The organism is Nonomuraea sp. NPDC049649 (assembly GCF_040675175.1).
Lineage (GTDB): Bacteria > Actinomycetota > Actinomycetes > Streptosporangiales > Streptosporangiaceae > Nonomuraea.
Genome location: NZ_JBFAOH010000020.1, coordinates 31,561 through 57,017, shown reverse-complemented (window position 1 = coordinate 57,017; position 25,457 = coordinate 31,561). Strand labels below are relative to the sequence as shown.

Here is a 25,457-nt window from a genome sequence, read left to right as displayed (position 1 = left end):
TGGTACGCCCGTTCTGTCCGTTAGAGACAGATAGGGGCCGCCGCGCGTTCTTCGGGTTCGGCGGGGCGTCCGTACGGTCGCTTCGTTCGTTTCTGGGTTGCCTGGTTCAGAGGGGGAGGGGGCGGCCTGCCACGACCAGGGTGACGTCTTCCGATTCGGCCGCCAGGCGCTCGTTGAGGCGGCCCAGGGCGTCGCGGAAGGCGCGGCCGCTGGCCGTGGCCGGGACCACGCTCATGCCGACCTCGTCCGACACCGCGACGACGCGCCCGCGTGCCTGACGCCAGGCGTTCACCAGTTCGCCGCACCGCTGGTCCACGGGGCCGCGGTCGCCGTCCCAGGCGTGGTGCTCGTCGAAGACCGCCGCCAGCCAGGTGCCCAGGCCGTCGATCAGCAGCGGGGTGGTCGCGGTGCGGATGGTCCCGGCCAGGTCGGTGGTCTCCCGGGTGTCCCAGTGGGCGGGCCGCCGTTCGCGGTGGGCGCGCACCCGGGCCGCCCACTCCGCGTCGCCCTCCGCGGCGGGGCCGGTGGCGACGTAGGTGACGTACGGTTCGGCGGCCAGCCGCAGCTCGGCCTCGGCCGACTTGCCCGAACGCGACCCGCCGAGGATCAGCGTCCGTCTCGGGGGAGAGGCACCGGGTCCGGCGTCCAGGACCATTTCATCCGGCAGGGTGAGGGTGTACGGGATCACGTCCGGCGGGGTGCCGTGAGAGGTGCGGGCCCGGCTCGCGTTCGATGGGGGCGTGCCCGGGCGGAGGGACGGGGGCGTGCCCGGGCGGAGGGTGGTTCCGTCCGGGACGGCGGTGGCGCCCCACAGGCTCAGGCGCCTGTCCAGCTCCTGGGGGGAGCGGACGCGGTGGTCCAGGCCGACGGCGACGACGCGGGTGCGGCTGGTGACCGCGCCGATCCGGCGCAGCAGCCCGAGCCTCTCCGGGTGATCCAGGAGGTCGATCAGGACGACGTCGTACGGGGACGCGGCGTCGAGGGGCGGCTCACGGTCCGCGGGCGCGTACAGCACCCGGTGCCCGTCCGGCCCCCGGAGCGCCAGGCCGCCCGCGGAGACCTCGTACCCGGGCGGCACGCCGGTCCACGGGAACGACACCACGTCGTCGACGATCAGCCCGAACGGGCGGCGGGCGGGGGCCGTGACGGCGCAGGACGCGCACGGGCACCCGGGCTCGGGCCAGCCGCGCGCGCCGGCGGTCCCGGTCAGGAGAAGCTTCATCGCGCCGAGCGTACAAACCCGCCGGACAGGACCCGGGCCCGGGCCGACGCGGCGGGCGCCGGGGCGCGTGCGGGAGCGATCGGACGGAGTAGGGTTCCAATGCCGCCGGGGGGTGTGCCGGCGGTCCTGCGGAGAAGGAGCGTAGTTGATGACATGGCGTTGGCGTTACGAGGACGCGCACGGCGGTGAGGTGACGGACCGTCCCCTGTCCCGTGAGGTCTTTACCAGCCAGGCCGACGCCGAGTCGTGGCTCGGCGAGAACTGGCGTGAGCTGCTCGACCAGGGGGTCGAGCAGGTGACGCTGCTCAACGAGGACCGGGTCGAGTATCGGGGGATGTCGCTGCGCCAGGAGTGACGCCCCCGGAAGACGGGAGAACCCCTTGAGCTCCGGGGCTCAAGGGGTTCTCGCGCGTCAGGGGCGCTGCTTGGGGCTCACCGTCTTGGCGGGGTCGCGCTCCACGACCGAGCCGAGCACGTCGTCGATGCGCTTCATCACGTCGGCGTCGAGCTTGACGCCCGCCGCCTTCACGTTGTCGCGCACCTGCTCAGGCCGGCTGGCGCCGACGATCGCGCTGGAGACGTTCGGGTTCTGCAGCACCCACGCCACCGCCAGCTGCGCCATGGACAGGCCCAGGTCGGCGGCGATGGGCTTGAGCTCCTGCACCTTGGTCAGCACGTCGTCGTTCATGAACCGGGCGATCGTGTCGGCGCCGCCGGCCTTGTCGGTCGCCCTGGAGCCCTCGGGCGGGGCCTGGCCGGGCAGGTACTTGCCGGTGAGCACGCCCTGAGCGATCGGCGACCAGACGATCTGGCCGACGCCCTCGCGCTCGCAGAGCGGCACGATCTCGCCCTCGATGATCCGCCACAGCATCGAGTATTGAGGCTGGTTGGACACGATCCGGTCGAAGCCCATCTGGTCGGCGATCTTCAGCGCCTCGGCGATCTGCGGCGCCGACCACTCGCTCACGCCCACGTACAGGACCTTGCCCTGGCGTACGAGGTCGTCGAAGGTCTTGAGCGTCTCCTCGAGCGGCGTCTCGTAGTCGAAGCGGTGCGCCTGGTAGAGGTCCACGTAGTCGGTCTGGAGGCGGCGCAGCGAGCCGTGGATCGACTCGGTGATGTGCTTGCGCGACAGGCCGCGGTCGTTGGGGCCCTTGCCGGTCGGCCAGTAGACCTTGGTGAAGATCTCCAGGGACTCCCTGCGGACGCCCTTCAGCGCCCGGCCGAGCACCTCTTCGGCCTTGGTGCCCGCGTAGACGTCGGCGGTGTCGAAGGTGGTGATGCCCTCGTCGAGCGCCGCCTGCACGCACTGCTTGGCGGCGTCCTCCTCGACCTGGGAGCCGTGGGTGAGCCAGTTGCCGTAGCTGATCTCGCTGACCATGAGACCGCTGCGGCCGAGGTGACGGAATTCCATGATCCGACCTTAAGGCCTTTCCGCGGCTCCATGGTCATCAAGCGGACGCCGCGGGAGCTACTTCCTCGGCTGCACCGGCTTGCCGCCCGGCAGCACCGTGGGCGGCGGGAAGCGCAGCTTGCGGATCTGCAGGGCGCGCATCGCGGCGTAGAAGCCCACCCCGCGCACCGGCTCGTCCGGCATCTTCGCCGCCACCTCGCGCTTGACCTTCCACGACACGTAGATGGAGGTGAACAGCACGCCGATCATCATCACCGGCCACCCCACCGCGATCACCGCGTTGAGCACCTGGACGCGGATCGCGGGCGGCCACGGAATCCAGGTCGCCAGCAGGATCAGCAGCGAGAACGGCAGGAAGTACTGGCTGGGCAGCCTCCGGGAGTCGACCCAGTCGCGCGCGAACTTCCGCGCCGGGCCCTTGTCGCGCGGCGGAAAGTAGCGCTCGTCGCCCGCCAGCATGCCCCGGCGGGCCCGCTCGCGCTCGGCGGCCTGCTTGGCCCGCATCTGCCGATAGGCCTCTTTACGGTCTCTCGGCGCGCTGACCGGCTGGCGCCGCCTGCTCTCGGCATCCCGGCGCTTGGGGGTGGGACGTCCCTTGCCCTGGGGCTTAGGATCGTCGACGGAGACAGGGGTGTCGTCCACGGAGGATTGAGAACGGCGTCGCAACACACGTCAACCCTACCTGGACTGCAACTTAGTGACGCCCTCGTGCGTTATGCGTAGGGTAATCCCAAGGCGGCTGCGCTGCACTGGGTGATCACAGCACGACCGAAGAAGGGGACGGCCGACGCGCATGAGCGTGATGAAGAGACTTTCAATGATCTTCAAGTCCAAGGCCAACAAGGCCTTGGACAAGATGGAGGATCCACGCGAGACCCTCGACTATTCCTATCAGCGGCAGCTGGAGCTGCTGCAGAAGGTGCGTCGTGGCGTGGCGGACGTCGCCACCTCTCGCAAGCGTGTGGAACTGCAGATCAACGGTCTTGAGCAGCAGAGCAAGCGTCTTGAGGAGCAGGGCCGCAAGGCGCTGTCCGTGGGGCGCGAGGACCTGGCCAGGGAGGCGCTGCAGCGCCGCTCCAACCTGCAGTCCCAGATCAGCGACCTCCGGGTTCAGCACGACAACCTGCAAGCGGAGGAGGAGAAGCTGACCACGGCCTCGCAGCGGCTGCAGGCCAAGGTCGACGCCTTCCGCACCAAGAAGGAGACCATCAAGGCGACCTACACCGCCGCCGAGGCGCAGACGCGCATCAACGAGGCCTTCTCCGGCATCTCCGAGGAGATGGGCGACGTCGGCCTCGCGGTCCAGCGCGCCGAGGACAAGACCGCCCAGATGCAGGCCCGGGCCGGCGCCATCGACGAGCTGCTCGCCAGCGGCGCGCTCGACGACGTCAGCGGCACCCGCGGCGACGACATCCAGGCCGAGCTCGACCGCATGGGCGGCGGCATGGACGTGGAGCTGGAGCTGGCCAGGATGAAGGCCGAGCTCGGCCAGGGCCCCGCCCCGCAGAGCGCCATCGAGCAGGGCCAGCAGCAGCCGCAGCAGCAGCAGGCTCAGACCCAGCAGCTTCGTCAGCCGGGGGAGGGCGCGTGATCGTCAGGATTATGGGCGAGGGGCAGATCGAGATCTCGCCGGAGGACATCGCCGTGCTCAACGAGCTCGACAGCGAGCTCGAGTCGGCCATCGAAGCCGGTGACGAGCAGCAGTTCAGGGTCAGGCTGCACGCGCTGCTCGACAAGGTCCGCCATGTCGGAAAGTCACTGCCGGACGACTCCCTGGAGCCTTCCGAGCTGATCCTTCCCCCCGCGGACGCTTCGATAGACGAAGTCCGGGAGATGCTGGGAGACCAGGGCCTGATCCCGGGCTAGGCGATGAAGACCAGGTTCGCGCCCGACAGCGGTCTCACCCGCCGCATGGTCGTGACGATGTTCCTGCTGGGTCTGCTCTACGTGGTCTTCGTCGGCGTGCTCATCGCCCTGGGCGCGCAGGCGGTGACCGTGCTGGTGATCGCGGGGGTCCTGCTGTTCGTGCAGTACTTCCTGTCCGACCGCATCGCGCTCTTCGCGATGCACGGGCGGGAGGTCTCGCCGCAGGAGGCCCCCGAGCTCCACGGCATGATCGACCGGCTCTGCGCCATGGCCGACATGCCGAAGCCCCGGGTGGCGATCGCGCAGTCCGACGTCCCCAACGCGTTCGCCACCGGGCGCAACCGCAAGAAGGCGGTCGTCTGCGTGACGACCGGCCTCCTGCGCCGGTTGGAGCCGCGCGAACTCGAGGGCGTGCTGGCTCATGAGCTGTCCCACGTCGCGCACCGCGACGTGGCGGTGATGACGATCGCGTCGTTCCTGGGCATCGTGGCGGGGCTGATGACGCGGGTCGCGCTCTACACGGGGCTCGGCAGCCGGCGCTCGAACGGGCAGGGGGGCCTGCCCGTCGGGCTGATCGTCATGCTCGTCTCGATCATCGTCTACGCGGTGAGCTTCCTGCTGACCCGGGCCCTGTCTCGCTACCGCGAGCTGTCGGCCGACCGGGCGGCGGCGCTGCTCACCCAGCAGCCCTCGGCCCTGTCGAGCGCGCTGGTCAAGATTTCCGGGGACATGGCCAGGATCCCCACCCGAGATCTGCGTGAGGCGGAGCCGTTCAACGCGTTCTACTTCGCGCCCGCCCTGGCCAGGGGGGAGGCGCTGGCCAGCCTGTTCTCCACGCACCCGCCGCTGGAGCGCCGGCTGGACCAGCTCGCGAAGATCTCCAACCAACTCGGAAGGGGCTGAGCGCGATGAGTTGGCTCGACGCCATCCTCGGCCGGTCGAAACCGGCCAAACCCAACCTCGATGCGCTGTTCGCGCTGCCGTCGGCGGCAGTGACCTTGCAAGCAGCCACCGGGATGGCGCCGACAGGCACCGGCTCGGTGTCGTTCCGCGCCGCCGAAGGCGGCGCTTTCGCCAATCTGGAGCAAGACGTCAAGGCCCTGCTCGGCGGCAGGGTCGAGGAGTTCACCGACAGCTACGGCTACACCTGGCTGCTGGTGCGCCGGACACCGGACGCCATAAGCGACCTGGTCACCGAACTGCACGCGGTCAACTCCTCCCTGGAGGGCGCCGGGTTCGGCCCGTCGCTGCTGTGCTCGCTGGTGTCGTTCGCCGACCGCGACGGCAGGCGGCTGGCCGTGGTCTACCTCTACAAGCGCGGAACGTTCTATCCGTTCGCGCCGCTGGCAGGTCAGCGCCGCGACAACGCCCTGGAACTGCAGGCGCGCGGCGTGCTCGCCGACGAGCTGCCGCTGGAGGAGGACCTCGGGCGCTGGTTCCCGGTCTGGGGCGCTCCCGGCCTCTGACCGCTTTCCCCGATTTGGTCGCTCTGGGTGATGTAATCATCACGTGGAGCGAAGGTTGTGCGTGCTGGCGGCGTCCGCGTTCATCGGGGCCGCGGTGCTGTCCAGCGCGTGGGTCACCGGACAGCTCGCCACGCCGCGAGTCGACCGGGTCCACGGCTACGTCGGCGAGCTCGCTGCTCACGGCCAGCCGTGGACCCGGCTGTTCCGGATCAGCGACGCGCTGGCCGGGCTCGCCTGCCTGGCCGGGGTGGCGCTGACGCCCCGGGTGCGCGAGGAGTGGCCGGGCTGGCTCGCGCTGGCCGCGGCCGGCCTGCTGACCGCGCTCGCCGGGCTGTTCCCGATGGACTGCGCGGTCCTCAGCGACCCGGCCTGCTTTCCCCTCTCGTTCGCGCACCGCGCGCACGCCGCCGCCGCGGTGCTCGCCGCCGTAGCCGCCGCCGTCGCGACGGCGGCGCTCAGCTTCCGCTGGCGGTCCCCGGGGGCGTGGCTGCTCACCGGGCTGACCGCCGTCGCGGGCGCGCTCACCGCGGTCGCGTCCGCCGCCGGGCAGTTCGCCGGGCTGGCGCAGCGGGGGCTGCTCACGATGGTCGCGCTCTGGCTGGTGTACGTGGCCGTACGGCTGCTCGAAACCGACATCACCGTGCTGATCCCCGGCCCGCTGCACGTCGTCCGGGAAGGGGCGGGCCCGGCCGTGCTGATCGCCGGTGGGCCGGGCAGCGCCTGGTGCCACTGGGACGCGGTCGCCGCCGAGCTGGCGCGCGACCGGCTCGTCATCCGGTTCGACCGTCCCGGGCTCGGCTTGAGCCCGGCCTCGCCCGTACCGCCGACCCTGCACGGAGAGGCGGCGCGGCTGGCCGCGCTCGCCCCCGATCACCCCGAGCGGGTCACGGTGGTCGCGCACGACGTCGCCGCCTGGCACGCCGAGGCGTTCGCCCGGCTGCACCCGCTGCGGGTGGCCCGGCTCGTGCTCGTGGACCCGCCCTGCCTGCCCGCGCCGGGGCGCGGCACCTCCTCGCTCGGGCGGGCGGCCGGGGTGTGGCTGCCCGTGCTGGGCGGCACCTGGGGCGCCGCGGTGCTGGCCCGCCTGGTGGGGCCCGTCGCGCACCGCCTGATGTTCGGGCGGGCCGACAGGTGCGGGCTCTACCGCAGCGGGCGGGTGCCGGCGGCGATCGCGGGGGAGTGGCTGGCGCGCCGTGACATGGCCGTCGAGCTGCGTGAGATCAGGGCCGAGCACGAGCTGCCCGCCGTGCCGGTGACCGTGATCCGCACCCGGGGCGCGGCGGGCTGCCCGGAACGGTTCGCCGCCGACCTGTGCGCCCGTCTCGTCCACCTGCCCGCGCACGGGGGCGGGCTCCGGCTGCGCGCCATCGCCGACGTGGTCTGACCGGGCGGACGGGTGACGCGGACCCGGTTCATGGTGCTGTCCGCGCACCCGGCCGGGCGGGTCTGGTGGGGTGGAGACCTGGTTCATGGTGCTCTCTGCCGTCGAAGAGGTGACGCGGACCCCGGTGAGCCGGGAGAATGCCGAGAAGTCATGACTTAGGCCACAAGTGGGGAATATCGTGCCCGACCTCGCGTCTCTGCGCCCAGGGGACCCCGCCTCGGTGGGGGCGTACACGCTGGCCGGGCGGATCGGCGAAGGCGGGCAGGGCCTCGTCTACCTCGCCACCGCCCCCGACGGCGGCAAGGTGGCCGTCAAGCTGCTCCGCGCCGACCTGGCCGGGAACGAGGAGGCCTCGGTACGGTTCGTCCGCGAGGTCGAGCTGGCCCGGCGGGTGGCGCCGTTCTGCACCGCCCAGGTGATCGAGACGGGGCTGGCCGACGGGCGGCCGTACATCGTCAGCGAGTACATCGACGGCCCCACGCTGACCGACGTGGTGCGGAACGAGGGCCCCCGCTCCGGCACGCCGCTGCACCGGCTGGCGATCGGCACCGTCACCGCGCTGGTCGCCATCCACCAGGCCGGGATCGTGCACCGCGACTTCAAGCCGTCCAACGTGGTGCTGGGCCCGGACGGGCCGCGCGTGATCGACTTCGGCGTCGCCAAGGCGCTGGACCTCGGCTCCACGCTCACCGGCAGCGCCATCGGCACGCCGTCGTACATGGCGCCCGAGCAGTTCGACGGCGGGAACCCGGGCGCGGCGGCGGACATGTTCGCCTGGGCCTGCACGCTGCTGTTCGCGGCCTCGGGGCAGGCGCCGTTCGGGCAGGACAGCGTCCCCGCCGTGGTCAACCGGATCATGAACACCGAGGCGGACGTGGGCGTCATCGCCGACCCCGCGCTCCGCTCCCTGGTCGCCGACTGCCTGGCCAAGAACCCGTCCCGGCGGCCCACCGCCCAGCAAGCCCTCATGCGCCTCCTCGGCCAGGCCCAGCACACCCCCGGCCCCTCCGCACCACACAGCCCACCGGCCGCGCCCACCGGCCCCTCCGGTCCTCACGAGCGAGTGGGGGCGTTTCCCTCCGGTCCCGGCGGGCCGTCGGGACCGACTCCAGGTGGCGGGGCTCCGAACGGGCCCGTGGGGTCGTTCCCGGGTGAGGCCCCGCGATCCTCTCCGGGTGGGGTGCCTGGCAGCGGGGGCTTCTCCGGTGCGGGTGGGCCCGCGGCCGGGTTGCTGTGGCAGGGGAGTGCGGCTGCCGCGGGGCCGCATCCGCCGCCTGCCTCGCCGGGAGAGAAGGGGCGCGGGACGGGATGGATCGTGGCGGGGGCGGCGGTGGCCACGGCCCTGCTGGTGGCCGCAGGGGTCTTCGTGGTGAACAGGGTCTCCGCCGGGGCCGACGCGCCTCCTGCCGCCACCCGGACGACGCCTGCCCCGGCGGCCGAGACCAGGACGATCCGGCTTCCCGAGACCTCCGTCACCGTCGAGGAACGGTCGTCCGACCCCGTGAAGCTGGTCTCGTACACGATCGACGGCGGCAAGAAGCTCTTCATCCGGCAGCCCGGCACCGACCGGTTCCGCCACGACTCGCGGTACTTCGAGTACGTGCTCGACCACGACGGGACCCGGGCGCTCGGCACCGACGCGCAGTACAGCGACGACGAGAAGGCGACGGTGTCGGTCGTCGACCACCGGACGGGCACCGGACGCTCGATCGAGGTCAGCGCCAGGCCGGTCTTCCCCACCACCCCGCGCTGGTCGCCCGACGGCAGGCTCGCCCTGGTCACCCTGTACCGGACCACCGCCTCGGACAGCGTCCCGTACGGGTACGGCATCGTCGACGTGACGGCCGGGACCGCTCGCACGTACGAGATCAAGGAGCAGGGCGCGGGCACCTGGCGGTTCTTCTGGAACGCCGCCGGCGACGAGGTCGGCACCTGGGTGGACGGCCGGATGACGTTCTACGACCTGAACGGCCGGAAGGCGCGCACGGTGCCGGAGGCGGGCACCCCGGTCTGGGTGGAGGGCGACGACGTGGCCCCCGGCGGCGACCGGTTCCTCGCGCACTGCGCGTCCTCGGCGACGACCATCTGCGCCCATCCCACCGGCGGCGACGGCGAGCCGGTCCGGGTGCCGTTCACCAGTCAGCGGCTGATCGGCTGGTGGGGTGAGGAGCATCTGGCCGTCTGGCGGGCCAAGGGCACCGGGTACGAGGCCGTGCTGATCGACCTGGCGGGGAAGGTACACAGGGTGCTCGCGACCGCGCCGGCGCGGGCGGAGCTCGACACGATGGTATTCCGATTCAGCAGGGGCACGCCCTAGAGGACGGAGGGTCCGCCTTGGACCAGACAGCGCCGGACGACACCGTGAGCATCACCGTCATCGGGACCGGCTCGGCCGACGCCGCGCCCGACGTCATGCGTCTGCAGGCCGGGGTCGAGGTCCGGGCGCGGTCGGCGGCGGAGGCGTTCGCCGCGGCGCGGGCCGCCGCCGCGAGGCTGGCCGGGGCGCTGGGCGGGGCCGGGATCGCGCCGCACGACCTGCGCACCACCGAGCTGTCGCTCGGCCCGGAGTACGAGGCGTACCCGAAGGTGTCGGCCTACCGGGCGGCGCAGGGCGTGGAGGCGGTGGTGCGCGACCTGGAACGGGCCGACCACGTCATCGACACGGTGGCGGGCGTGGGGGAGGAGGCCAGGCTGCACGGGATCGCGTTCGAGGTGTCCGACCCGGAGGCCGCCCTGACGGCGGCCAGGGAAGCCGCGTTCCGCCAGGCGGCCGCCCGGGCGGCGCAGTACGCGGGCCTGGCCGGGCGGCCGCTGGGCCGGGTGGTCTCGATCAGCGAGGAACTCCAGAGCCCGCCGGTGCCGATGGCGCGGACGATGGCGGCCGAGGACTCGGTGCGGCCCGGACGGCAGGCGATGCACGTCACCGTCCGGGTCGGCTACGCCTTCGACCACTAGGCGCGCTGATCAGGCCAGGGCCAGCATCCGGTCCAGGGCGACACGGGCCCAGTGGGCGGTGTCCTCGTCGACCGTGATCTGGTTGACCACCTCGCCCAGCGCCAGCGACTCCAGCGCCCACACCAGGTGCGGCAGGTCGATCCGGTTCATGGTCGAGCAGTAGCAGACCGTGCGGTCCAGGAACGACACGCTCTTGTCGGGGAACATCTGGGCGAGCCGCTTGACCAGGTTGAGCTCGGTGCCGATGGCCCAGGCCGACCCGGAGGGCGCCTCGCGCAGCGTCCTGATGATGTACTCGGTGGAGCCCACGTAGTCGGACTTCACCACCACTTCGTGCCGGCACTCGGGGTGCACCAGCACGTTCACGCCCGGGATGCGCTCGCGTACGTCGTCCACCGACTCGGCCGTGAAGCGGCCGTGCACCGAGCAGTGGCCGCGCCACAGGATCATGCGCGCCCGCTCCAGCTCCTCGTTCGTCAGCCCGCCGTTGGGCCGGTGCGGGTTCCACACCACGCAGTCGTCGAGCGACAGGCCCATCTCCAGCACGGCGGTGTTGCGGCCGAGGTGCTGGTCAGGCAGGAACAGCACCTTCTCGCCCTGCTCGAACGCCCACGTCAGGGCGCGGCGGGCGTTGGACGAGGTGCACACCACGCCGCCGTTGCGCCCGCAGAACGCCTTGATGTCGGCGCTGGAGTTCATGTACGTGACCGGGACCACGCGCCCGTCCAGCCCGGCGTCCTCCAGCGCCTCCCAGGCCTCCTCGACCTGGTCGAAGGTGGCCATGTCGGCCATGGAGCAGCCCGCGGCCAGGTCCGGCAGGACCACCCGCTGGGCGTCGGTGGTCAGGATGTCGGCCGACTCGGCCATGAAGTGGACCCCGCAGAACACGATGTACTCGGCCTGCGGCCGGGCGGCGGCCTGCTGGGCCAGCTTGAAGGAGTCGCCCGTGACGTCGGCGAACTGGATCACCTCGTCGCGCTGGTAGTGGTGGCCCAGCACGAACAGGCGGTCGCCGAGCGCCTCCTTGGCCTTGCGCGCCCGTTCGACCAGCTGAGGGTCGGACGCGGGCGGCAGCTCGCCGGGGCAGTCCACCCCTTTCTCGCTGTGCGGATCGGCCCCCTGGCCGAGCACGAAGAGCGGAAGTCCGGTCTGGGTGGTCATCGCCCTACCCCCTTATCGTCCAAGTGACGATTCATGATTACACACCCAGAAGACCGATTTGTCCCTGGGGGGCGGACGGGAATGTGTAGCACCGCCCCGGTGTTGGTAGCGTCAATAGCAGGACGTCGGATACAGACCCGGTTAGGGAGTCAGCAGATGACGGTTGAGAGCAGCGAGACCACGGCGCAGGGCCTGATCCTGACCGACGCGGCCGCAGCCAAGGTCAAGAGCCTGCTCGAGCAGCAGGGTGAGGAAGGTCTGCAGCTGCGGGTCGCCGTGCAGCCGGGGGGTTGCTCGGGGCTCCGCTACCAGCTCTTCTTCGACGACCGTTCCATGGACGGCGACGTCGTGACGGACTTCGGCGGCGTGAGCGTGGTCACCGACCGGATGAGCGCTCCCTATCTGATGGGCGCCACCATCGACTTCGTCGACTCGATCGAGAAGCAGGGCTTCACCATCGACAACCCGAACGCCACCGGCTCGTGCGCCTGTGGCGACTCGTTCAACTAGTCGATCATCCGCTCGGTCGGTGGTCAAGGCCCCGTCCCGCCTTTGTGCGGACGGGGCCTTCGCGTAGGCTCGTGGCGCTCAACTGGCCTGCTGACAACGAGGAAGAAGAATCCCGTGCGCATCGCCGTCACCGGCTCCATCGCGACTGACCACCTGATGAACTTTCCCGGCAGCTTCGGCGACCAGCTCATCGCCGAGCAACTCGACCGGGTGTCTCTGTCGTTCCTGGTCGACGACCTGCAGATCCGGCGTGGCGGCTGTGCGGCCAACATCGCCTTCGGCATGGCGTGCCTGGGGCTGAGGCCCATCCTGGTCGGCGCGGTCGGCAACGACTTCGCCGACTACCGCTCCTGGCTGGAGCGCCACGGCGTCGACTGCGACTCCGTGCACGTCTCCGAGACGCAGCACACCGCGCGCTTCCTGTGCACCACCGACGAGAACCACAACCAGATCGCCTCCTTCTACACCGGGGCGATGGCCGAGGCGCGGCTCATCGAGCTGCAGCCCGTCGCCGACCGGGTGGGCGGCCTGGACCTGGTGCTCGTCGGCCCGAACGACCCCGACGGCATGCTCCGCCACACCGACGAGTGCCGCCACCGCGGCATCCCGTTCGCCGCCGACATCTCCCAGCAGCTCGCCCGGATGGCCGACGAGCAGATCCGCCAGCTCGTCGACGGCGCCGCCTACCTGTTCTCCAACGACTACGAGAAGGGCCTGATCGAGCAGAAGACGGGCTGGTCCGACGCTGAGGTGCTGAGCCGCGTCGGCGTCCGGGTCACCACGCTCGGCCCCAAGGGCGCGGTCATCGACCGCGAGGGCGAGCCGTCCCTCCACGTCGGCCCCGCCCCCGAGCGCGGCAAGGCCGACCCGACGGGCGTCGGCGACGCCTTCCGCGCCGGGTTCCTGGCCGGCCTGTCGTGGGGGATGTCCCTGGAGCGGTGCGCCCAGATCGGCAACCTCACCGCCACGCACGTGCTGGAGCGCGTCGGCGGCCAGGAGTACGAGCTGCGGCAGCAGGAGTTCATGGAGCGCTTCACCGAGGCCTACGGCGCCGACGCCGCCGCCGAGATCGCCCCGCACATCCGCTGCTACCACCCGTGACCCGGAGCGCGCCCCCGCCGCCGCGGCGGGGGCGCGCGACCGGCGCTAGCTCGTCGCGTAGACCCGCTGCACGAACTCCGCGAGCTGGTGCTCGGGCAGGTGGCGGGCCAGATCGGCCTCGCTGATCATGCCGATCACGCGGTTGCCGCGCATCACCGGCAGCCGCTTGATCTGGTGTTCCTCCATGCGGGCCAGCGCCTCCTCGACCGTCGCCTCGGCGGGCACCCACACCAGCCCCGTCGCCAGGTCGCCGGCCCGCACCCGGGCCGGGTCGTGGCCCAGGGCCACGCACTCCACCACGATGTCGCGGTCGGTGATGATGCCGGTCACCCGGTCGTCCAGGCAGACCGGCAGCGCGCCCACCCCGTGCTCGCGCATGAGCTGCGCCGCCCGGTCGAGCGTCTCGTGCGCCTGGACGCACTCCACGCCCCGGCTCATCAGGTCGCCGGCGGTGTTGGTCATCTCTTTCGCCCCCCTCTGCGAAGAATGCTTCTCAGGGGGGTTACCCCGTACCGGGCGGCTCAGTAGTTGCGCCGCACGTGGATCGCCCAGCCCCCCTCGGGCAGCTCGTACGACCCGACGTGGTGGTGGGACTTGAGCCGGCACCACGCCGGTACGTCCGTGTAGGCCGCCGGGTCGTCGGCCAGCACGGCCACCACCGCGTTGAGCGGGACGTCGTTGATCTGCTGCGCGAGCATGATGATCGGGATCGGGCACTTCTTCCCCAGCGCGTCGATCGTGAGCATCGGCTGCGTGGCCTCGGTCATGCGACTCCTGCGTCCTCGCGGATCCGGCGCACCAGCTCGGGCAGTACGGCGAGGAACCTGTCGACCTCGGCCGCGGAGACGCCCCTGGGCAGCGACACCCGGATGTTCCCATGCGTGAGCACGCCCATCGCCTCCAGGACGTGCGATGGACGAAGCGTACTAGCCGTGCACGAACTCCCGGACGAGACCGCGAACCCGGCCTTGTCGAGCTCGGTCAGCAGCACCTCGCCGTCCACGTACAGGCAGGAGAACGTGACGATGTGCGGCAGCCGGTCGTCCGGGTCGCCGATCACCTCCACGTCCGGCACCGTCTTCGGCACCGTCTCCCTGATCTTGTCGACCAGCGCCGACAGCCTGGAGCGTTCCCGGGCGGCCTCGGCCGTCATGGCCCGCAGCGCGGCCGCGGCCGCCACGATGCCCGGCACGTTCTCGTACCCCGGCACGCGCCCGCGCTCCCGCTCGTCCTCGGGCAGGTACGAGCGGAACCGGGTGCCCTTCCGCACCGCCAGCACGCCCACGCCCGGCGGGCCGCCCCACTTGTGGGCGCTGGCCGTCAGCACCGACCAGCCCTCGGGCACCGGCATCCGGCCCGCCGTCTGCGCCGCGTCCACCAGCAGCGGCACGCCGAGACGCCGGCACGCCGCGGCGGCCTCGCCCACCGGCTGGACCGTGCCGACCTCGTGGTTGGCCGTCTGCAGGCACGCCAGGGCCGTGTCGGGGCGCGTCACCGCCTCGGTGAACGCGGGCAGATCGACCCGCCCGAGCCGGTCGACGCCGACGGTCTCGACGCTGCCGCCGTCGCGTTCGTGCAGGCGGGCCGCGTGCAGCACGCTGGAATGCTCGACGGCGGAGGTGACCAGGTGACGGCCCACCCGCCGTCTGCCCTGTATTGTGCCCAGCAGACCGAGATGCACGGCCTGCGTGCCGGATGAGGTGAAGGTCACCTCGTCGGGCCGCGCGCCGAGCGCCTCGGCCACCTCCGTGCGGGCCTGCTCCAGCAGCAGGCGGGCACGGCGGGCCTGGTTGTAGAGCCTCGCGGGATCGGCCCAGCCGACGTCGATGGCCGCCAGCAGCGCCTCTCGCGCCTGGGGGTGCAGCGGCTCGGTTGAAGCCGCGTCGAAGTACGCCACGAGTCCTATGATCCCACTCGTGGCACGCCACGGAGGGGGCGCGCGGAAGGGCGAGCCCCTTGCGCGCTAATGTGTCTTTCTGCAATCAGCTGTGCAACAGGAAATACGAGCGCCCGGGAGAGACTCCTGGGCTTCATCTGTGGGGTAGGCGATCCGTGAGTCCGACCCGCCGTTCGACGCGGCGTTCGTTGGCCCGGCGTAGAGTGCCGCGCGCCGCCGCTTTGGCGTTGCTTCTGGCCTCCGCTACGGCGTGTGCAAATGATGTCCCCGAGGCGGACTGGTCCCGAGGGCTGCTGCCCGAGGCGATCACCCGGGAAGGGGAGACCGTCACTGCCCTGTGGAACGGAGCGTGGATCGCCGCGCTCGCCATGGGCGGTCTTGTCGTCGGCCTCATCATTTGGGCATGCCTCTTCCACACCAGGCGCAGGGCCAAGGCGGATCTTCCGCCGCAGGTTCGCTACAACCTGCCCATCGAGATGCTCTACACGCTGGTGCCGCTCGTCATGGTGTCGGTGTTCTTCTTCTTCACCGCCCGTGACACCGAGGAGCTGACCCGCGTCACGGGTGACGCCCAGGTGAAGGTCAAGGTGGAGGCGTTCCAGTGGAGCTGGCGCTTCACCACCACGACCGCCGACGGGAAGACTCTGCAGCCGGTGACCGGCATGCCGGTCAGCGAGTACGAGAACGGCCCGCAGCTCGTGCTGCCGGTCGACACGACGGTGGAGTTCGACCTCTACACCGAGGACGTCATCCACTCGTTCTGGGTGCCCGACTTCCTGTTCAAGCGGGACATCATCCCGGGCATCCCTGAAGACAGCCCGGGACGCAAGTTCGAGATCACCACGCTCGGCAAGACGGGCGTCTACGCCGGCCGCTGCGCCGAGCTGTGCGGTGTCGACCACAGCCGCATGCTCTTCTCGGTCAAGCTCGTCGAGAAGGACGAGTTCAACCAGTACGTCGCGTCCAACCAGGCGGGGAGTGCCCAGTGACCGCCATCCAAGATTCCCTCACCACACCGGCTCCGCCGGTTCAGCGGCCCACCTCCAAGGGCCGCATCCTCGCCAAGTGGCTGTCCTCGACCGACCACAAGGTGATCGGCAACCTCTACCTGATCACCTCGTTCATGTTCTTCCTGGTCGGCGGCATCATAGCGCTGATCATGCGGGCCGAGCTGGCCGCTCCTGGGCTGCAGTTCACCTCGAACGAGCAGTTCAACCAGCTGTTCACCATGCACGGCACGATCATGCTGCTGATGTTCGCGACGCCGCTCTTCGCGGCCTTCGCGAACGCGGTGATGCCGCTGCAGATCGGCGCCCCCGACGTGGCCTTCCCCCGGCTCAACATGGTGAGCTACTGGCTCTACCTGTTCGGCAGCCTCATCGCGATGTCGGGCTTCCTCACCCCTGACGGCGCGGCGTCCTTCGGCTGGTTCGGCTACGCGCCGCTGTCCAACACGGTCTACTCGCCGAGCATCGGCGGCGACCTGTGGATCATGGGCCTGGTGATGTCGGGTCTGGCCACCATTCTCGGTGCGGTCAACTTCATCACCACGATCATCTGCATGCGCGCGCCCGGCATGACCATGTTCCGGATGCCGATCTTCACCTGGAACGTGCTGCTCACCAGCATGCTCGTGCTGATGGCCTTCCCCGTGCTGGCCGCCGCGCTGCTCGCGCTGGAGTCGGACCGCAAGTTCGGCACCCACATCTTCAGCTCCGAGGTCGGCGGGCCGATGCTGTGGCAGCACCTGTTCTGGTTCTTCGGCCACCCCGAGGTCTACATCATCGCGCTGCCGTTCTTCGGCATCGTCACCGAGATCCTGCCGGTCTTCAGCCGCAAGCCCGTCTTCGGCTACATCGGCCTGGTCGGCGCGACCATCGCCATCGCCGGCCTGTCGATGACGGTGTGGGCGCACCACATGTACCCGACGGGTCAGGTGCTGCTGCCGTTCTTCTCGTTCATGACGTTCCTGATCGCGGTGCCGACCGGCGTGAAGTTCTTCAACTGGGTCGGCACGATGTGGCGGGGTCACCTGAGCTTCGAGTCGCCGATGCTCTACTCGATCGGCTTCCTGGTGACCTTCCTGCTCGGTGGCCTGACCGGTGTCATCCTGGCCTCGCCGCCGCTCGACTTCCACATCAGCGACACCTACTTCGTCGTCGCCCACTTCCACTACGTGGTCTTCGGCACCGTGGTGTTCGCGATGTTCGCCGGGTTCTTCTTCTGGTGGCCCAAGCTCACCGGCAAGATGCTCGACGACAAGCTGGGCAAGCTGCAGTTCTGGCTGCTGTTCATCGGCTTCCACATGACGTTCCTGGTGCAGCACTGGCTGGGCATGCTGGGCTTCCCGCGCCGCTATGCCGACTACGGCGTCAACGACGGGTTCACCGACCTCAACATGCTCTCGTCCGTCGGCGCGTTCGTGCTCGGCGCGTCTACGCTGCCGTTCTTCTACAACGTCTGGAAGACCTGGCGTACGGCGCCGAAGGTGACCGTCGACGACCCGTGGGGCTACGGCGGTTCGCTTGAGTGGGCGACCTCCTGCCCGCCGCCGCGGCACAACTTCACCAAGCTTCCTCCCATCCGGTCCGAGCGTCCCGCGTTCGACCTCAAGTACCCGCACCTGTCCGCCAAGCCCGTGCCGGAGGTGGAGGACTGATGAAGGTCCAAGGTTGGCTTTTCATGCTGGTCGGCGTCTTCTTCGCCGGCGTCACCGTCGCCTACTGGTTCTGGACCAAGGCGTCGACGGGCGTCGGTGAGCCGGTCGGCACCACGGCGATGGCCATCTCGGTCGGGTTCGCCTTCATGATCGGCTACTACCTGATGTTCACCGCGCGGCGCATCGGCGCGCAGCCGGAGGACAACAAGCAGGCCGACATCAGCGACGGCGCCGGCGAGGTCGGCTTCTTCAGCCCGAACAGCTGGTGGCCGCTGTTCGTCTGCCTGGCGGCGGCCTTCACCTTCGCCGGGCTCGTCATCGGCCTGTGGATGTTCATCATCGGCGTGTTCCTGGTGATCATGGCGCTGATCGGGTTCGTGTTCCAGTACTACCGGGGCCACTTCTCGCACTGAGTCCCCGCCGAAAAGCGGGCGTCCTTCTTCGGAGGGGACGCCCGCTTTTTGGTGTTCTTTGCCGGGATGCGGAGGTGGTCGAGAGATCACTCCGGGTAATAAGACCGGTGAATCTGCTCGACTCGGACGGGGGGTGCTCGTGTCGCGCGTAGCGAATCGATCGTGGGGCCGGGGCCTGTGCATGGGCATGAGCGTGAGCCTGGTCGCGCTGCTGACGGCGTGCTCGGCGAGCAACGCGGCGGAGGAGGACCGCCAGGCGGCGCCCGACGCCACCGTGACGATCCAGCCGGCCGACCGGGCGGCAGAGGTGCCGACGGACCAGGCGGTCGTCGTGGCGGCCCACGGAGGCACACTGAAGAGCGTCACCGTACAGAGCAAGGAGGGCACCCTTCCGGGCGTGCTGAGCGCCGACAGGACCCGCTGGCGCAGCACCGACACCGCGCGGCCCGGGGCCACCTACACGATCAGCACCGTCGCGGCCAACCCCGACGGCAAGCAGACCGAGAAGACCAGCACGTTCTCCACCATCAAGGCGGCCGGCACCTTCGACATCAAGAGCATCTCGCCCAGCAAGGAGACCACCGGGCTGACCGTCGGCGTCGGCATGCCCATCATGATCGCCTTCGACCAGCCGATCACCGATCGCGTGGCTGTCGAGCGCAACCTGCTCGTCCGTACCTCCAAGCCCGTCGAGGGGGCCTGGCACTGGTTCGACGACCAGCGCGTCGACTTCCGGCCGCGCGAGTACTGGCCGGCGCACACCGACGTGCGGGTGGAGGCCAACCTGGCGGGCGTGAGCGGTGGCAAGGGCATGCACGGCAAGCGCGACGTGGCCATCGACTTCCGCATCGGCCGCTCCCAGATCACCAAGGGGAGCGTCAACGAGCACGTCCTCGTCGTGCGGCGGAACGGCAAGAAGATCCGCGAGATGCCGATGAGCGCCGGTCGAGGCGGAGTCATGAAATATCACACGACTTCGGGCATCCATCTGGCGATGTCCCGCGAGCCGGTCACCGTCATGACCTCGCCCGACGCCGGGCCCGGCCAGTCCGGCTACTACCGGCTGACCGTCTACAACACGGTGCGCATCTCCAACAGCGGCGAGTACATCCACAGCGCCCCCTGGTCCGTCGGCTCCCAGGGGCGCGCCAACGTCAGCCACGGCTGCGTGAACATCAGCCCGGCCAACGCGGCCTGGTACATCAAGAACACCCTGATCGGCGACCCCATCGTCATCACCGGCTCCCCGCGCCAACTGGAGCCGACGAACGGCTGGGGGCACTGGCAGGAGACCTGGAAGCAGTGGCTCCAGTGGAGCTCGCTGAAGGACGGGCCGACGCTGCCGTTCTCCTGACCCGTACGCCGCCGGTAGCGCGGAGGAGAGGGGCGGGGCCGAGAAAGGCCCCGCCCCTCTCCCTGGCCGTAGAAGGGGCGTGAGAGCCCTCAGGCCCTCTCTGCCTGGTTGTAAACGGGCGTGAGAGCCGTCAGGAGGCGATGGCGCGGCTGGTCTCGATCCAGCGGTCTAGGGTGGCCGAGGCCTGGCCGGAGTCGACGGCCTGGGTGGCGCGGGCGTAGGCGTCGATCATCGCCGAGTCCAGGTCGCCGCCGGGGCCGTCGAGCGCGACCAGGGCGGCGGCCGCGTTCAGCAGGACCGCGTCGCGGACCGGCCCGGTCTTGCCGCCGAGCAGGTCGTGCACCGCCTGCGCGTTGAAGGCCACGTCGCCGCCGCGCAGGGCGCCCACCTCGGCGCGGGGGATGCCGAGCACCGCCGGGTCGAAGGTGGTCTGCGTGGCGGTGCCCTCGTGGACCACCCACACGGTGGAGGTGGTGGCGATGGTGAGCTCGTCGAGCCCGTCGTCGCCGCGGAAGACCAGCGCCGAGACGCCGCGCTCGGCGAAGACCCCGGCCAGCACCGGGAGCATGCGCGGATCGTACACGCCGATCGCCTGCGCGGTGGGGCGGGCCGGGTTGGTGAGCGGCCCGAGGAAGTTGAAGACGGTGGGGACGCCGATCTCCTTGCGGGTCGGCCCGGCGAAGCGCAGCGCCGGGTGGTAGACCGGCGCGAAGCAGAAGGCGATGCCCGCCTCGGTGGCCACCCGGGCGGTCTGCTCGGGGGTCAGGTCGAGCTTGATGCCGAGGTGTTCGAGCACGTCGGCGGCGCCGCACGAGGAGGAGGCGGCGCGGTTGCCGTGCTTGACCACGCGGGCGCCCGCCGCCGCGGCCACGATGGCGGCCATCGTGGACACGTTCACGGTGTGGGCCCGGTCGCCGCCGGTGCCGACGACGTCCACGACCGGTCCTTCGACGTGCAGCGGCGTGGCGAGGTCGAGCATCGTGCGGGCCAGGCCCGTCACCTCGGCCACCGTCTCGCCCTTGGCGCGCAGCGCGACCACGAAGGCGGAGATCTGGGCGGGGGTGGCGGTGCCGGACATGATCTCCCGCATCGCCCACGCCGTCTCGTCGGCCGTCAGGTGCTCCCCGGACAGGAGCGCGGAGAGTATGGCAGGCCAGGTCGTCCGCGAGTCCACGTCAGGCTCCCTACTTGGCGGTGAGGCGGCCGGCGAGGCGGCGGCGCATGAGGTCGGCGACGGTGTCGGCCAGGAGCATGGGCTCCAGGGGCTGGGACACGACCGCCTCGGCCTTGGACCACTCGGCCAGCCAGCGGTCGTCGCGCCGGGCGATGATGAGGCAGATGGGCGGGCAGTCGTAGACCTCGTCCTTGGCCTGGCGGGCGACGCCCATGCCGCCCGCGGGCTGGGTCTCGCCGTCGAGCACGGCCACGCCGATCTCGCCCGAGCCGAGCCACTGGTGGACCTTGGGCTCGGTGGCGCACTCCACGATCTCCACGAAGGGCACGTCCGCGGCGGGCCGCCGGCCGATCGCCTGCACGACCTGCTGACGGGTGGCCGCGTCGTCGCTGTAGACGAGGATCTTCATCGTGTCGTCGGTGCTCACGGTCGCACTCACTATCGGTCGTATCGGTAGGGTCATCTGGGATCGTACCGTCGGCACGGGTGTGCGGGCTCAGTCGCCGCCCTAGACGGTCGATTTGCCCGGATTGTCCCAGGTCGGATGCCTGATAGTTCCCGCTAACGGGGGGTCGTGCGTCGGACCGACCACCAGAGCCGCAATAATGCTGCCCGTGGCGACAGCATCCGCAATTACTTCGACGACGACAGGTCAGCCGTACCGCAGACCGAACCTGGTCAGCGTGGGTACGATCGTCTGGTTGTCCTCTGAGCTCATGTTCTTCGCGGCGCTGTTCGCGATGTACTTCACCATCCGGTCGGTGAGCGTGGGCCAAGGCATCGAGTGGAGTCCGGCATACGTACAGTTGGGCGCCTCAACCGAGGGCCTGGCTCACCTGAACATCCCGTTCGCGACGGCCAACACGACGATCCTGGTTCTGTCCAGTGTGACGTGCCAGCTCGGCGTGTGGGCCGCTGAAAAGGGGCAAGTCAACAAGCTCAGGTTCTGGTACTTCGTCAGCTTCATCATGGGCTCGGTGTTCATCGCCGGCCAGCTGTGGGAGTACATCGAACTGGCGAGCGAGGGCGCGACTCTGTCCGCCAACCCCTACACGTCGGTGTTCTACCTCACGACGGGCTTCCACGGCCTGCACGTGACCGGTGGACTGATCGCGTTCCTGTTCATGCTGGGACGTACGTACGCCGCGAAGCGCTTCACGCATGAGCAGGCCACCAGCGCCATCGTCGTGTCCTACTACTGGCACTTCGTCGACGTCGTCTGGATTGGTCTTTTCGCGACCATCTACATCATTCGGTAAGGAACGGGATCTCTGTGACTAGGATCACCGCTTGGCGGCGGCATCCCCTCGCGAGATACGCCGTCCTGATTTTGGCGTTGGCGCTGGTCGGGACGGCATATGCCACCTTTGTGCAGGTGAGCAGGCCCGCTGACGCGGCGCTCGCGTCCGGCAAGGTGGACGACGTGGCGAGGGGCAAGAGCCTTTTCGAGGCTCACTGCGCCAGCTGCCACGGGCTCAACGCCGAGGGCACGTCGATGGGGCCGACGCTGATCGGCGTCGGCGCGGCCTCGGTCGACTTCCAGATGAGCACCGGCCGGATGCCGGCGACCAACCCGGCCGCCCAGGTGCCGCGCAAGCCGCTGCCCGAGTGGGTCGACAGCGCCAGCATCAGCGACATCGCGGCGTACGTGCAGTCGCTCGGCGGCGGTCCGACGGTGCCGTCCGGCGAGCAGGTCGACCCGGCGCTCGGCGACGCCGCCAAGGGTGGTGAGCTGTTCCGCGCCAACTGCATCCAGTGTCACAACTGGGCGGGCGCGGGCGGCGCGCTGACGCGCGGCAAGTACGCGCCCAGCCTGAACGAGTCCTCCCCCACTCAGATCTACGAGGCGATGCTCACCGGGCCGCAGGCGATGCCGGTCTTCAACGACACGACCATCACGCCCGAGCAGAAGCGTGACATGATCGCCTACATCGTCCAGGTGCGCGAGCAGAAGGACCCGGGCGGGTTCGCCCTGGGCCGGATCGGTCCCGTCACCGAGGGCCTCGTAGCCTGGATCGTAGGCGTCGTGGCCATGGTCCTCGCCGCCATCTGGATCACCGCGAAGAGACGACAGAAGTCATGACTGACAACGAGCACGAGATCGAGCAGCCGGACGAGCGCGTCCCGAAGCGCGTGATCGGCACTCCCGCACCGGGCACCTCGATGCTCGGTGAGGCGGAGGCGCGCGACGCCGGCGAGGCCGGGGGCGAGACCCCCGGCATCACGCTGCAGGACGAGCGGAAGGCGGGCAGGGCGGAGAAGATCGTCTCTCTCTGCTTCCTGATCACCTTCCTGGCGGGCATCGCCTTCCTCGTCTCCTACGTGGTGTTCCAGGTGGGCAGCCCCGAGGCGACTGGAACGTCCAACCTCGCGCTGGGCGGCTCCCTGACGCTGGCGGTGCTGGCCCTGGCCGTCGGCATCGTCGTCTGGGTCCGGCAGATCATGCCGAAGTACGCCCTTGTCCAGGAGCGCCACCTGATGGTCTCCGACGAGGACGACCGCGAGGTCGTGGCCGACACGTTCGTCGAGGGCGCCAACGAGAGCGGCTTCGTCAAGCGCAAGATGATGCGCCGCACGCTGCTGCTGGCCGCCGCGCCGCTCGGCCTGATCCCGCTGATCCTGCTGCGCGACCTCGACAACACCAAGATGAAGGCCACCAGCTTCCACAAGCTGCTGGCGCACACCGTCTGGGGCAAGAAGACCGACGACGGCAGGCTGCGGCGCCTGATCGTCGAGGGCACCGGCCAGCCGATCAGGGCGGCCGACTTCAACTCGCCCGGCGGCATCCTGTCGATCGTGCCCGAGGGCTACGAGCACGACATGAACGAGCTCGCCAAGTCGACGCTGATCCTGATCAAGTTCCGGCCCGAGGAGCTGAAGTCGGGCGTCAACATGAACTGGACGCACGACGGCATCGTGGCCTACTCGAAGATCTGCACGCACGTGGGCTGCCCGGCGGCCCTGTACGAGCAGACGACCCACCACATCCTGTGCCCGTGCCACCAGTCGACGTTCGACGCGGCCGACGGCGCCAAGGTCATCTTCGGCCCGGCCGCCCGGCCGCTGCCGCAGCTGCCGATCACCGTCGACAACGAGGGCTACCTCGTCGCGGCCGGCGACTTCCCGGTGCCGGTCGGTCCCAGCTACTGGGAGCGCGGTGACGCCGAGGCGGCGGCCCGGGCCAAGGGAGAACAGCCATGAGCCAGCTGACAACTGTTCCGAAGGCGGTCTCCGGGCCGTCCACCTGGCTGGACGACCGCCTGGGCGGCGCCAACTTCCTCAAGCGCAACATGCGCAAGATCTTCCCGGACCACTGGTCGTTCCTGCTGGGTGAGATCGCGCTCTACTCGTTCATCATCCTGCTGCTGACCGGTACATTCCTGACGTTCTGGTTCAAGCCGAGCATGGAGCACGTGATCTACAACGGCTCCTACGCGCCGCTGCAGGGCGTGGGGATGTCCGCGGCCTACGCGTCGACGCTGGAGATCAGCTTCGACGTCCGCGGGGGTCTCCTCATGCGGCAGATGCACCACTGGGCGGCGCTGCTGTTCGTCGCGGGCATGATGGCGCACATGCTCCGGGTGTTCTTCACCGGCGCCTACCGCAAGCCGCGTGAGATCAACTGGATCATCGGCATCCTGCTGCTGAGCCTGGCGCTGGCCGAGGGCCTCACGGGCTACTCGCTGCCGGACGACCTGCTCTCCGGCGCGGGCGCGCGGATCACCCAGGGTGTGGCCATCTCGCTGCCGCTGGTCGGCACGTACATCTCGTTCTTCCTGTTCGGCGGCGAGTACCCGGGCACCGACCTGATCTCCCGGTTCTACTCGCTGCACATCCTGCTCATCCCGGGCATCCTGCTGGCGCTGATCACGGCGCACATGGTGCTCATGTGGGTGCAGAAGCACACCCAGATGCCCGGCAAGGGGCGGACGAACCAGAACGTGGTGGGCGCGCCGTTCTACCCGGCGTTCATGGCCAAGGCGGGCGCGTACTTCCTGTTCACGCTCGGCGTGATCTCCGGGCTGGCGACCTTCGCCCAGATCAACCCGGTCTGGATCTACGGCCCGTACACCCCGGCCGACATCTCCGCCGGTTCACAGCCCGACTGGTACATGGGCTTCCTGGAAGGCTCGCTGCGCATCATGCCGGCCTGGGAGGTCAACCTGTTCGGCACCGCCCAAGCCGGCACACTGCCACTCAGTGTGATCATCCCGGCGCTGGTGCCACTGGGCCTGGTCATGACGGGTCTGGCGCTCTATCCGTTCCTCGAACAGTGGATCACCGGCGACCGCCGGGAGCACCACATCGCGGAGCGTCCGCGCAACAACCCGCACCGCACCTCGATCGGCATGGCGGGCATCTCGTTCTACGGCGTGCTCTGGCTGCTGGGAGCGAACGACGAGATCTCGGCGTTCTTCCACATCAGCCTCAACTGGACGACGTACGCCGGCCGCGTGCTGGTGTTCGCCGCCCCGGTGATCGCCTACATCATCACCTACCGGATCTGCCTGGGCCTGCAGCGCTCCGACGCCGCGGTCGTCCAGCACGGCGTGGAGTCGGGCGTCATCAAGCGGCTGCCGCACGGTGAGTACATCGAGGTCCACACGCCGATGGCGGAGGACATCGAGGCCCACGTGCGCGGCAAGGCGCCGGTGCCCATGCTGCCGGTGGCCGAGGACGGGGCCGGCATCCCGCCGAAGGGCATGCGCGGCCCGCTCGGCAAGCTCCGTGCCCGCATGTCCAAGGCCTACGGCGGGGAGAAGGTCCCGCTCGAAGCCGAGGAGCGGCACGAGGAGGAGCAGGTGGCGGTCGGCCCCGGCGAGGACCGGAGCTGACGCGCTGAGCTGACGGCAAGAGGGCCCCAGGCGATCGCCCGGGGCC

27 protein-coding genes are annotated in these 25,457 nt (G+C 70.1%); 18 read left to right on the top strand and 9 right to left on the bottom strand.

Translation table 11 applies throughout. The features are described from left to right. Window positions 1-106: 106 nt before the first annotated feature. The gene (locus AB0J42_RS23855; RefSeq protein WP_364297898.1) at window positions 107-1,222 is read right to left on the bottom strand and encodes a bifunctional adenosylcobinamide kinase/adenosylcobinamide-phosphate guanylyltransferase; all 1,116 of its coding nucleotides are present in this window, start codon (window positions 1,220-1,222) and stop codon (window positions 107-109) included. Between the two features lie 148 nt (window positions 1,223-1,370). Here AB0J42_RS23855 and AB0J42_RS23850 point away from each other — a divergent pair, with 148 nt between their 5' ends. Beyond that, window positions 1,371-1,577, top strand: a complete 207-nt coding sequence (locus AB0J42_RS23850) for a hypothetical protein (protein ID WP_364297896.1) — start codon at window positions 1,371-1,373, stop codon at window positions 1,575-1,577. Window positions 1,578-1,634: 57 nt separating this feature from the next. Here AB0J42_RS23850 and AB0J42_RS23845 read toward each other — a convergent pair whose 3' ends face one another. Together AB0J42_RS23845 and AB0J42_RS23840 are read right to left on the bottom strand one after the other, a co-directional pair. Then, window positions 1,635-2,636: an aldo/keto reductase family protein gene (locus tag AB0J42_RS23845; RefSeq protein ID WP_364297894.1), complete on the bottom strand. Its 1,002-nt coding sequence runs from the start codon at window positions 2,634-2,636 to the stop codon at window positions 1,635-1,637. Window positions 2,637-2,693: 57 nt separating this feature from the next. Beyond that, window positions 2,694-3,278, bottom strand: a complete 585-nt coding sequence (locus AB0J42_RS23840; RefSeq protein WP_364297892.1) for a DUF3043 domain-containing protein — start codon at window positions 3,276-3,278, stop codon at window positions 2,694-2,696. Between the two features lie 151 nt (window positions 3,279-3,429). Here AB0J42_RS23840 and AB0J42_RS23835 point away from each other — a divergent pair, with 151 nt between their 5' ends. The 7 genes from AB0J42_RS23835 to AB0J42_RS23805 all read left to right on the top strand — a co-directional run bounded on the left by AB0J42_RS23835 (window position 3,430) and on the right by AB0J42_RS23805 (window position 10,307). Then, window positions 3,430-4,227, top strand: coding sequence for a PspA/IM30 family protein (locus AB0J42_RS23835; RefSeq protein WP_364297890.1), 798 nt, complete (start codon window positions 3,430-3,432; stop codon window positions 4,225-4,227). Continuing rightward, on the top strand, window positions 4,224-4,502 hold the full coding sequence (locus AB0J42_RS23830; protein ID WP_364297888.1) for a hypothetical protein: 279 nt from the start codon (window positions 4,224-4,226) through the stop codon (window positions 4,500-4,502). Before AB0J42_RS23835 ends, AB0J42_RS23830 begins: the two co-directional genes overlap by 4 nt. Before the next feature lie 3 nt (window positions 4,503-4,505). Then, the gene (htpX, locus tag AB0J42_RS23825) at window positions 4,506-5,405 is read left to right on the top strand and encodes a zinc metalloprotease HtpX (protein WP_364297886.1); all 900 of its coding nucleotides are present in this window, start codon (window positions 4,506-4,508) and stop codon (window positions 5,403-5,405) included. 5 nt (window positions 5,406-5,410) lie between these two features. Then, window positions 5,411-5,968: a hypothetical protein gene (locus AB0J42_RS23820; protein WP_364297884.1), complete on the top strand. Its 558-nt coding sequence runs from the start codon at window positions 5,411-5,413 to the stop codon at window positions 5,966-5,968. A gap of 43 nt (window positions 5,969-6,011) precedes the next feature. Further along, a complete protein-coding gene (locus AB0J42_RS23815) occupies window positions 6,012-7,352 on the top strand; it encodes an alpha/beta hydrolase (RefSeq protein ID WP_364297882.1) in 1,341 nt (446 codons plus the stop codon). Between the two features lie 178 nt (window positions 7,353-7,530). Further along, a complete protein-coding gene (locus AB0J42_RS23810; protein WP_364297880.1) occupies window positions 7,531-9,669 on the top strand; it encodes a serine/threonine-protein kinase in 2,139 nt (712 codons plus the stop codon). Window positions 9,670-9,686: 17 nt separating this feature from the next. Then, on the top strand, window positions 9,687-10,307 hold the full coding sequence (locus AB0J42_RS23805) for an SIMPL domain-containing protein (protein WP_364297878.1): 621 nt from the start codon (window positions 9,687-9,689) through the stop codon (window positions 10,305-10,307). Window positions 10,308-10,316: 9 nt separating this feature from the next. Here the strand turns inward: AB0J42_RS23805 and nadA are convergent, their stop codons facing one another. Beyond that, entirely contained in the window at window positions 10,317-11,468 is a 1,152-nt protein-coding gene (gene nadA / locus AB0J42_RS23800) for a quinolinate synthase NadA (protein WP_364297876.1), read from the bottom strand. 156 nt (window positions 11,469-11,624) lie between these two features. Between nadA and erpA the strand changes: the two genes are divergently transcribed. Beyond that, window positions 11,625-11,978, top strand: coding sequence for an iron-sulfur cluster insertion protein ErpA (gene erpA, locus AB0J42_RS23795; protein WP_364297874.1), 354 nt, complete (start codon window positions 11,625-11,627; stop codon window positions 11,976-11,978). 114 nt (window positions 11,979-12,092) lie between these two features. Next, the gene (locus AB0J42_RS23790; RefSeq protein ID WP_364297872.1) at window positions 12,093-13,079 is read left to right on the top strand and encodes a carbohydrate kinase family protein; all 987 of its coding nucleotides are present in this window, start codon (window positions 12,093-12,095) and stop codon (window positions 13,077-13,079) included. 45 nt (window positions 13,080-13,124) lie between these two features. Here the strand turns inward: AB0J42_RS23790 and AB0J42_RS23785 are convergent, their stop codons facing one another. Genes AB0J42_RS23785 through AB0J42_RS23775 form a run of 3 tightly spaced genes read right to left on the bottom strand, consistent with a single transcriptional unit; the run spans window position 13,125 to window position 14,976 of the window. Then, a complete protein-coding gene (locus AB0J42_RS23785; protein ID WP_364297870.1) occupies window positions 13,125-13,541 on the bottom strand; it encodes a CBS domain-containing protein in 417 nt (138 codons plus the stop codon). Between the two features lie 59 nt (window positions 13,542-13,600). Beyond that, a complete protein-coding gene (locus AB0J42_RS23780; protein ID WP_364297868.1) occupies window positions 13,601-13,846 on the bottom strand; it encodes a sulfurtransferase TusA family protein in 246 nt (81 codons plus the stop codon). Beyond that, window positions 13,843-14,976 (bottom strand): cysteine desulfurase family protein, encoded by a 1,134-nt coding sequence (locus AB0J42_RS23775; protein ID WP_364297866.1) that lies wholly within the window; start codon window positions 14,974-14,976, stop codon window positions 13,843-13,845. The genes AB0J42_RS23780 and AB0J42_RS23775 overlap by 4 nt, the downstream gene beginning before the upstream one ends. A gap of 221 nt (window positions 14,977-15,197) precedes the next feature. On the opposite strand from AB0J42_RS23775, the gene AB0J42_RS23770 reads away from it, so the two are divergent. The 4 genes from AB0J42_RS23770 (at window position 15,198) to AB0J42_RS23755 (ending at window position 19,402) form a co-directional block, all read left to right on the top strand. Continuing rightward, on the top strand, window positions 15,198-15,965 hold the full coding sequence (locus tag AB0J42_RS23770; protein ID WP_364297864.1) for a cytochrome c oxidase subunit II: 768 nt from the start codon (window positions 15,198-15,200) through the stop codon (window positions 15,963-15,965). Next, window positions 15,962-17,635, top strand: a complete 1,674-nt coding sequence (gene ctaD, locus AB0J42_RS23765; protein WP_364297862.1) for a cytochrome c oxidase subunit I — start codon at window positions 15,962-15,964, stop codon at window positions 17,633-17,635. Before AB0J42_RS23770 ends, ctaD begins: the two co-directional genes overlap by 4 nt. Then, window positions 17,635-18,048 (top strand): cytochrome c oxidase subunit 4, encoded by a 414-nt coding sequence (locus AB0J42_RS23760; RefSeq protein WP_364297860.1) that lies wholly within the window; start codon window positions 17,635-17,637, stop codon window positions 18,046-18,048. The genes ctaD and AB0J42_RS23760 overlap by 1 nt, the downstream gene beginning before the upstream one ends. A gap of 187 nt (window positions 18,049-18,235) precedes the next feature. After that, complete coding sequence (locus AB0J42_RS23755) at window positions 18,236-19,402, top strand: Ig-like domain-containing protein (RefSeq protein WP_364297858.1); 1,167 nt, start codon at window positions 18,236-18,238, stop codon at window positions 19,400-19,402. Between the two features lie 130 nt (window positions 19,403-19,532). On the opposite strand, the gene trpD is transcribed toward AB0J42_RS23755, so the two are convergent. Both trpD and AB0J42_RS23745 read right to left on the bottom strand, forming a co-directional pair. Then, window positions 19,533-20,576, bottom strand: coding sequence for an anthranilate phosphoribosyltransferase (gene trpD / locus AB0J42_RS23750; RefSeq protein ID WP_364297856.1), 1,044 nt, complete (start codon window positions 20,574-20,576; stop codon window positions 19,533-19,535). Between the two features lie 10 nt (window positions 20,577-20,586). Next, the gene (locus AB0J42_RS23745) at window positions 20,587-20,985 is read right to left on the bottom strand and encodes a hypothetical protein (protein ID WP_364298024.1); all 399 of its coding nucleotides are present in this window, start codon (window positions 20,983-20,985) and stop codon (window positions 20,587-20,589) included. Between the two features lie 196 nt (window positions 20,986-21,181). Between AB0J42_RS23745 and AB0J42_RS23740 the strand changes: the two genes are divergently transcribed. From AB0J42_RS23740 to AB0J42_RS23725, 4 genes are read left to right on the top strand one after another with little or no spacing between them, the layout of a single operon-like run. Beyond that, entirely contained in the window at window positions 21,182-21,835 is a 654-nt protein-coding gene (locus AB0J42_RS23740) for a heme-copper oxidase subunit III (RefSeq protein WP_364297854.1), read from the top strand. A 14-nt stretch (window positions 21,836-21,849) separates the two neighbouring features. After that, complete coding sequence (locus AB0J42_RS23735) at window positions 21,850-22,659, top strand: c-type cytochrome (protein ID WP_364297852.1); 810 nt, start codon at window positions 21,850-21,852, stop codon at window positions 22,657-22,659. Next, complete coding sequence (locus tag AB0J42_RS23730) at window positions 22,656-23,777, top strand: Rieske 2Fe-2S domain-containing protein (protein ID WP_364297850.1); 1,122 nt, start codon at window positions 22,656-22,658, stop codon at window positions 23,775-23,777. The genes AB0J42_RS23735 and AB0J42_RS23730 overlap by 4 nt, the downstream gene beginning before the upstream one ends. Further along, entirely contained in the window at window positions 23,774-25,411 is a 1,638-nt protein-coding gene (locus AB0J42_RS23725; protein WP_364297848.1) for a cytochrome bc complex cytochrome b subunit, read from the top strand. The genes AB0J42_RS23730 and AB0J42_RS23725 overlap by 4 nt, the downstream gene beginning before the upstream one ends. Window positions 25,412-25,457: the final 46 nt, after the last annotated feature.